The 7,727-nt window shown below is 43.1% G+C and carries 8 protein-coding genes; 4 read left to right on the plus strand and 4 right to left on the minus strand.

The window, feature by feature from the left end:
- Positions 1-161: 161 nt before the first annotated feature.
- Complete coding sequence (locus KTE19_RS12205; protein WP_054747339.1) at positions 162-590, minus strand: hypothetical protein; 429 nt, start codon at positions 588-590, stop codon at positions 162-164.
- A gap of 21 nt (positions 591-611) precedes the next feature.
- Positions 612-1,997 carry a 23S rRNA (uracil(1939)-C(5))-methyltransferase RlmD gene (gene rlmD, locus KTE19_RS12210; RefSeq protein WP_217165189.1) on the minus strand — a complete coding sequence of 462 codons (1,386 nt, stop codon included), beginning with the start codon at positions 1,995-1,997 and terminating at the stop codon, positions 612-614.
- A gap of 238 nt (positions 1,998-2,235) precedes the next feature.
- Between rlmD and KTE19_RS12215 the strand changes: the two genes are divergently transcribed.
- The 3 genes from KTE19_RS12215 to KTE19_RS12225 all read left to right on the plus strand — a co-directional run bounded on the left by KTE19_RS12215 (position 2,236) and on the right by KTE19_RS12225 (position 5,050).
- Positions 2,236-3,162 carry a hypothetical protein gene (locus tag KTE19_RS12215; RefSeq protein WP_217165191.1) on the plus strand — a complete coding sequence of 309 codons (927 nt, stop codon included), beginning with the start codon at positions 2,236-2,238 and terminating at the stop codon, positions 3,160-3,162.
- A complete protein-coding gene (locus KTE19_RS12220) occupies positions 3,090-3,878 on the plus strand; it encodes a DUF5776 domain-containing protein (protein WP_217165193.1) in 789 nt (262 codons plus the stop codon). Before KTE19_RS12215 ends, KTE19_RS12220 begins: the two co-directional genes overlap by 73 nt.
- A gap of 281 nt (positions 3,879-4,159) precedes the next feature.
- Entirely contained in the window at positions 4,160-5,050 is an 891-nt protein-coding gene (locus tag KTE19_RS12225) for a 3-hydroxyacyl-CoA dehydrogenase (protein WP_217342392.1), read from the plus strand.
- A 155-nt stretch (positions 5,051-5,205) separates the two neighbouring features.
- On the opposite strand, the gene KTE19_RS12230 is transcribed toward KTE19_RS12225, so the two are convergent.
- Together KTE19_RS12230 and KTE19_RS12235 are read right to left on the minus strand one after the other, a co-directional pair.
- Complete coding sequence (locus KTE19_RS12230; protein ID WP_217165198.1) at positions 5,206-6,051, minus strand: aldo/keto reductase; 846 nt, start codon at positions 6,049-6,051, stop codon at positions 5,206-5,208.
- 175 nt (positions 6,052-6,226) lie between these two features.
- Positions 6,227-6,730: a GNAT family N-acetyltransferase gene (locus tag KTE19_RS12235; protein ID WP_217342393.1), complete on the minus strand. Its 504-nt coding sequence runs from the start codon at positions 6,728-6,730 to the stop codon at positions 6,227-6,229.
- Positions 6,731-6,864: 134 nt separating this feature from the next.
- On the opposite strand from KTE19_RS12235, the gene KTE19_RS12240 reads away from it, so the two are divergent.
- Complete coding sequence (locus KTE19_RS12240; RefSeq protein WP_217342394.1) at positions 6,865-7,662, plus strand: oxidoreductase; 798 nt, start codon at positions 6,865-6,867, stop codon at positions 7,660-7,662.
- The last annotated feature ends 65 nt before the right edge of the window (positions 7,663-7,727 follow it).

Raw genomic sequence — 7,727 nt, forward strand, 5'->3', positions numbered from 1 at the left:
ACAGCGCCGATAAGCTATCGACTCCGTGCCGCCTAGGAAAGACAAGCAAATATTTACTTTAACTTTTGGGGTACACCTCAAAAAGTTGATTTTGCATCATCCTCTTTATTTTGGGTCAATTTTGAGCTTCTCAGCTATCAAAGCTGAGGTCACTCTGCCCACTATTCTTTCGGCTCTTTCCAGTAGTTGTAATTACTCAGCAGCTCCTTGGATCGCTGATCGGCTGGCACAAAGCCGATATTGAACAGGTGCTTGAAATACATCATGTTGTAGATAAATAACCAGACGATTCCGAGACCATATGATCCAAGTGTCCAGGCAACCTGTAAGGTTTCGCCCATTCCCATTGATAAGCCCATGGCAACAATCAACTGAATGGCTGTCATGCATAAGAAATTGTACCAGTCAGATCGAAATACCGGTACCATGATGCTGAACCAGAGGGCTGTCCATGAGAGGCCAACCTTGGCAATTCGGATTTGACCGTTTTTTTTGTTAACGACCGTCGCAAAATTTGGTGGAATTGGTAACAAGTTTTGATTTTGATCATCATTGTTGTCGTTATTCCCATTACCAAATGGATTTTGCATGGTATTCCTCCCTTGCTTAATCTATTTTTTCTTGAATTTGACCACACATTCACATCTGGCAGTTTGTGGAATCAAATCAACCGACTGAATGTATTCGACGTTATACTTTTGAGTTAATTTTACTAGATCTCTTGCTAATGTCGATGGGTTACATGAAATATACACGAATTTTTTAGGAACAATGTCTAAAATTGTATCAATCAAAGTGTCTGCTAGGCCCGTGCGTGGTGGATCCACAATGAGGGCTGTTGGTTTCCAGCCGTCTTCGATCCACAGTGGCAGCAGTTTTTCAGCCTCACCGACTTCGTACAATGTATTCATGATCCCATTTCGAATTGAATTAGCATTGGCATCATCCACGGCATCCTTAATTGTATCCATTCCGCGGACTTCACGAACTTGGTTAGCCACGGATAAGCCAAATGTTCCAACCCCAGAATAAGCGTCGACTAATTTTTCTTTACCGGTCAGTTCCAGGGCTTTGAAGGCTTCCTTGTAGAGAACTGAAGTCATGGTGGGGTTGACTTGGAGAAAGGCCCGAGCCGACAACTCAAATTTAAGGTCGTTTAGAATTTCAGTAATTTTTTCTCGACCATCAATGTGGATGGTTTCATCGCCCCAGATCATGGATGTCTTACCTGGATTAATATTTTGCATAATTGAAACCACTTCTGGCAGTTCAGCGTGGATGCGTTCCACTAACTGATGCTTTTTGAGCAGCTTCTTACTTTGAGTGATGAAGGTCACTTGAACTTCGTTGGTTGCAACAGCGGCCCGGACAACCACCGTTTTGATGATCCCAGCATTCTTTTCCTCGTTATAGACTGGAATCTTCAAGTCTTGGATCATTGAAACAATTGCCCGCATGACTTTCATAGTGAGTGGGTACTGAAGAGCCGATGTCTTTAAGCCAACCACTTCATGGCTGCGGGTCTTGTACAAGCCCGCAATCACGTTGCCGTGACGGTCTTCGCGAATTTGAAAGGTCGCTTTATTTCGATAGCCGGTGGGGTCGTCCATCCCAATCGTCGGTAGTAATTTAAACTTTCGGTAGCCAGTTGGTTGATACTTTTCGAGAGAGTCGCGGATAATATCGCGTTTAAAGGCCAATTGAGCCGGGTAAGCAAGATTTTCAAGCTCAAAGCCACCAACTTGATTAGCATAATTGTCAACCGGGCTCACCCGATCCTTGCTTTTTACCACGACGTTGACTAGGGTTGCCCGAATAAAATTCTTCAGGTCTTCAACAACTTCGACAAGTACTTTTTCGCCTGGTAGCGCACCAGGAACAAAAACCAGTTTCCGTTCGTAGTAGCCGATCCCTTCACCGTTGATGCCGAGACGCTTAATTTGAATTGTAAATTGTTCACCAAAATTTACGTGAACTTCTGTTTTATTGTTATACATTGAACCGTCCTTATATTTGTAGTTACTAAGTATGATAGCACATCGGGGTGGGAATTCGGAGAGGGATGTATTGAGTAGATGATTTGTTATGAAAAAGTAAAGATATTATTAAATTGTTTGTGTTAACTAAATGCTTTAATCAAATTATCATTTTAGAATAGTAGCAAAATCATATTGTAATAAAGCTATCATAATTAATTGATGCAGAAAGACGTTTATTGAGGGGAGCATGTTGTAATTGAGTAGCTGGATTGTAAAGTCGATAATATTAGGAGCCATTGTGATTGGTGGAATTTCTCAAGGCCCGTTGTTTAATTTCAATGTCAAGGCTCAGGGGCTACAGGCATCTGTTGAGAATACAGCTGATAATGGTTTGCCTGGTTTTCCTACCAGTGGTGTTTTCGAAAATAACGTCAAATGGAATTTAAATACGTCAACGGGCCTTCTCACTATTGGTGGAGGGACATTAACAAAGTTCTATGATTCCGAGGAAAACTACGATGGTGGCCGGTTACCCAATTGGCCATGGTCGGAATTTGATGGCCCTGGCAACTATGGGGAACTTGTTAAACAAGTAGTTATTACTGGCCCATTAAATTTGGAAGGCAGTTCTCCAGATACATTTTTAGGAAACATGCCTAATCTTACAAAAATAGTTGGAATGTCAAATTTGAGAACATCTAAAGGGACAAACTTCAATTCTATGTTTCATGGAGACAGTTCCTTGGAAGTGCTGGATCTTTCGAACAAAGATATGTCAGCTGAAATGGAAGAGGCAAATATGCTCGCCCTTAACTACGGTGGAAGTGATATCAAGAATAACAAAATAAGTAAACTTATTTTAGGGCCAGCAATTATGCTTGGTGTAAAAGAATATTATGATGCTGATTTGGCTTTCCCAGATGGTTCCGACAAATGGCAATCTGCATCAGATAGTACACAAGTTTATACACCACAACAATTAATGGCTCTTTATAGCAAGGGCAATCCCAATCATCCGACAAAAGTGGAAACATGGATTCCGTATACTAAAGCAAGCTTAAATTTGCAAAAGACTGTGGAGATTCATACAGATGAAAAATTGATCCTAGTATGGCTTTTATTTCGGCTACCGATGCAAGCGGCAATAAACAGAGTTACCAACAGGCACTGGCAAATGGGTTAACCGTTAATTTGAATCGGCTAGATGCCACGAAAGCTGGACAATATGTGGTTAAATATAGTTATCTGGGGGAAACTGGTACTGTCAATGTCATTGTAACAAACAAGCCAACTCCGGCTCCAACACCAGTCAACAATGGCGGCGAGTCGAATAATGCAAGCACTAACACCAACTCAAATAACAACGCGTGGAATCCGACTAGCTCAACTACAACAAGCCAGCCGGCCGAACCAAACTATGCCGCTGTTCAGGGCTCTGCTGTTTATGCCACCAAAGGTATCTACATGTATAAGAATGCCAACTTTAAGAAGAGTCAACGGATTGCCAAATATCCCAAGGCCAAGCGAGTTAACCGCCCAATGTTTGTCGTAACCGGTTATGCGCGTTCCAACAATGGCACATTGAGGTACAGGGCTCGTGATGTTAACCACGGTAAGAAGACGGCTAATAAGGTGGGGTACATTACCGCAAGTCGCAAGTACGTTGTTAACGTTTATTACAAGACAATGCCTAAGAATAAGAAGATCACTGTCATTGCCAAGAGGGGCGTTCATGCATACAGGAACGTTAATTTAACTGGTAAGGCTAAAACTTACAAGAATGGCAAGCATCTTCGCGTTAAGAAAATTGTTAAGCATAATTTGACCACTCGTTATCAATTGAGTAATGGTACTTACCTGACAGCTAATAAGAAATTAGTGATTCAAGGAAACTATTAATTCAGTAAATTATCAAGTCAATTAAAATGAAATCCAGTTAGAATTGTCGCCAGTACAGATCGGCCTTCTAACTGGATTTTATTGTATTCTTAAAAAAGCTTGTGAAATGGAAATGAGCTGGCTAGGGTGGTCAGTACCCAATCATTTCCCTTGCCACAAGAGATTTAGATGCTTCATTTCTCCGCCAATAAGACTCATTTGTTGCATTTCACAAGTAGCCTGCTATATTTAAGTTAGGCTTGAAAGCGTAATCATTTATAATTGGTGAAGGGGGATTTAAAATGTCTATTAAAAAGGTAACTGTTGCTGGTAGTGGTGTATTAGGTAGTCAAATCGCGTTTCAAAGTGCCTTCAAGGGCTTTGACGTAACCGTTTATGATATTAGTCAAGCGGCTGTTGATCAGGTTGAGAAGCGAATTAAGGGATTGCGCCACGCTTATCGGCATGATATTGCGGCCACCGATGAAGAATTCAATGCCGGAATTACCCGTCTAAAGTTTACTGACGATCTTGCCGGAGCCGTTAAGGACGCTGATTTGGTGATTGAAGCGATCCCGGAAAATCCGGATATCAAGCACGATTTTTACAAGAAGTTGGCAACTTTAGCGCCCAGTGCGGCAATCTTTACAAGTAATTCGTCAACTTTAGTACCAAGCATGTTTGCGGCAGATACTGGCCGGCCAAAACAATTTCTGAATATGCACTTTTCCAACCAAGTTTGGTTGAATAACACTGCCGAAATTATGGGTTCACCAGAAACCGATCCGGCCATCTATCAAGAAATTGTGCAGTATGCACGAGATATTGGGATGGTGCCGATTCAGCTTAAAAAGGAACAGCCCGGCTATATCTTGAACTCACTATTAATGCCGTTGAATGCGGCGGCAGGGATGCTTTGGCTGAAAGAAATTGCCGATCCAAAGATGATTGATCGTACCTGGATGGTTGCCACTGGCGCACCGTGGGGACCATTTGGTATTCTGGATGCGGTTGGTATTCGAACCGCCTACAATATTACCTTGGCGGCGGTTAACCGGAACCCGGCTGTTAAACCATTGGCAGATGCTTTCAAGAAGATGCTTGATGAAGGCAAACTGGGGGTTGAATCAGGTGAAGGATTCTACAAGTACCCGAACCCGGAGTATAAGACCAAGAAATTCATTGAAGGGTGAATTAGGTAGCTAATCAAAAGAGTCTTCAGCTTGTGAAAGTTAAAAATAGGATCAAAGATTTATAAAAGGATATTTGCAGTTAATAGAAAAAGTCCCGTAAGGCCAGTGTTGAAAAATATTGGCTTTACGGGACTTTTGTAAACACTGAAGAGGAATTACCACGTTGCTGTATCAGGGTCGGTTGCTAAGCCAAATTTACCGTGAAAACCATCAATCGTCTTCATGTCAGCATTTGATAGGTTGAAGTCAAAGATGTCGGCATTTTCTTTGATGTACTTTTCATGAACCGACTTTGGCAGTGGGAGAAAGCCATGCTGCAACGACCAACGAAGGACAACCTGAGCAGGCTGCTTGCCATACTTTTTCGCAATTGGTTCAAGTTCAGGAATCTTGAAGACACCACCAGTTCCAAGTGGGCTGTATGCTTCAGTCAAGATATCATGGTTATCGTTATATTCAATTACCGCCGGCTGCATATCTGACGGGTTGATGAACATTTGGTTGACCATTGGCTTGACCTTCGCCGTTTCTAATAACGCATCCAAGTGTTTGGGACGGAAGTTGGAAACCCCGATAGCTTTAGCGGTACCGTGATCGTAGAATTCTTCCATGGCCCGCCAAGTCTCGGCGTTTGTTTCTTGCCAATTATCCCGGAATTTAATCGGATTCGGCCAGTGAATCAAGTAAAGATTGACATAATCGAGACCGAGGTTTTCAAGCGATTTGCCAAAGGCTTCTTTGGTCGCTTCGTAGCCGTGATCGTTATTCCATAGTTTCGTGGTGACGAATAGGTCTTCACGTGGAACGCCACTATCCTTAATGGCTTGGCCAACTTGTTTTTCGTTACCGTAACCTGCGGCAGTATCGATGTGGCGATAGCCGGCGTTTAGTGCAGCTAAAACGGAATGATAAGCCTCGTCGCCAGTCGATTGCCAGGTTCCAAAACCAACTTGGGGTATTTTGACGCCGTTGTACAACGTGTACGTATCTGTTAATGACATTAAATGATCCCTCCTATAAGTGAATCTATTTCCATTTTAATGGAATGACTAAAATGCGACAACCATTCGCACTCAGAGGTTCATGGGAAAAGTGAGCGGAGTAAAGCGGTTAGAAGTCAGAGCGTAAGTCTCCTCGGGGAGAAATTCCCGGTCTTGGAATTTTTCTCCGAAGTGCTTACGAGCAGGCTTCTGCTTTACGGAGCGGTCCTAAGAAAAAGCGGTCCATGGAAGAATGCTCACCGGTTTGAAAGGGATGGCCAATTTCTTTGAAGCCATATTCTTGATAAAGATGAATGGCGGTGGTTAATGCGTGGTGGGTTTCAAGGTAGAGCTTTTTATAACCACTTTGTCGAGCAAACTTGACCGCAGCATCCAACAAGTGATAGCTGAGGTGTTGACCCTGGGCTTTCTTGGTCAAATAGAGCTTTTGGAGTTCAGCCACGCCAGCTTCTTCCCCGTATTCCGCGATGCCATTACCACCGAGGACGTTGCCGTGCTCACTAACAGCAACAAAGTATTGACGGTTGGGGGATGCAGAGTAGTAGGCACTCAGGTTATTGAGCTCCGGGTCAAAATAAGCGGTGCTAGGAATATTTAAGCCAAATGATTTTAATGAATGTTTGATGATCCGTGCCAAACTGGCATCGTCTTGCTGCTTGATGGGGCTGATTGTGACCAAGTAAGTCGCCTTCTTATTCCAAATTTGTGCTTTAGATAATAACACGATTTGATTGTGAAGCAAAGGGCATGTGAACGCTTTAAGTGATATAATTGCATTAATTGAAATTTCAATGCCTTTGGAGGGGATAATTTATGACCAAAAAAGTAGCGATTGTAACTGGTGCATCATCTGGAATTGGCAAGCAAATTGCTAAGAATTTGTTTCGAAATGGGATGGATGTGTATGCTTTGGCTCGGCGCGTTTATAAAATGAACGAGCTGGATGACTTGGGCATTCACACGCTCCATCTCGATGTTGCCGATCAGGACGAAATTGATGAAGTTGTGAGCCAAATTGCCGACGAGGCCGGTCGAATCGACGTTTTGGTAAACAATGCCGGGTTAGGAACGTTTGGTTCGTTTGAAGAAGTTGACCTTTCTGAAGGTGAATACGAATTCAAGGTGAACGTTTTTGGAATGGTCAAAATGATTCAGGCGGTCTTGCCAACAATGCGCGAGCAGAGGAGCGGCCGAATTATTAATATGTCCTCAATGGATGGCAAGCTGGCGAGTTTGATGGGTGCCTGGTATGTGGGATCCAAATTTGCGATTGAAGGCATTAGTGATTCATTACGGATGGAACTCAAACCATTTGGCATCGATGTGGCAGTCATTGAACCGGGGGCGATTCAGTCAAATTGGAAAGGCATTGCGATTGATAAACTGATGGAAGTGTCCGGAGAAGGTCCATACGCGGCAATGGCAAGGCAGACAGGTGACTTTTTTGCATTAGCGTATAAGTTTGCCTCAACACCAAGAGTCGTTGCAAGAATGGTTGATAGGGCTGCCTTAGCTCGTCGGCCAAAGACCAGATATGCAGGTGGCGCGGGGGCAATGCCAATGCTGTGGGCGAGAAAAGTATTGCCAGATAGATGCTTAGAAGCTGTCTAAAATCTCTTAAGTAATAGTGCTAAAAACGCTAAAACGACCATTTGCAGACTGGTGGTTAATTGACG

It is taken from the genome of Lentilactobacillus dabitei (assembly GCF_019061365.1).
In the GTDB taxonomy this organism is placed as follows: domain Bacteria; phylum Bacillota; class Bacilli; order Lactobacillales; family Lactobacillaceae; genus Lentilactobacillus; species Lentilactobacillus dabitei.

Coding starts and splice junctions, on each gene's coding strand:
- KTE19_RS12230 (WP_217165198.1), bottom strand. CDS start 6,051: ATGTCATTAACAGATACGTACACGTTGTACAACGGCGTCAAAATACCC.
- KTE19_RS12220 (WP_217165193.1), top strand. CDS start 3,090: ATGGCTTTTATTTCGGCTACCGATGCAAGCGGCAATAAACAGAGTTAC.
- KTE19_RS12225 (WP_217342392.1), top strand. CDS start 4,160: ATGTCTATTAAAAAGGTAACTGTTGCTGGTAGTGGTGTATTAGGTAGT.
- KTE19_RS12240 (WP_217342394.1), top strand. CDS start 6,865: ATGACCAAAAAAGTAGCGATTGTAACTGGTGCATCATCTGGAATTGGC.
- rlmD (WP_217165189.1), bottom strand. CDS start 1,997: ATGTATAACAATAAAACAGAAGTTCACGTAAATTTTGGTGAACAATTT.
- KTE19_RS12205 (WP_054747339.1), bottom strand. CDS start 590: ATGCAAAATCCATTTGGTAATGGGAATAACGACAACAATGATGATCAA.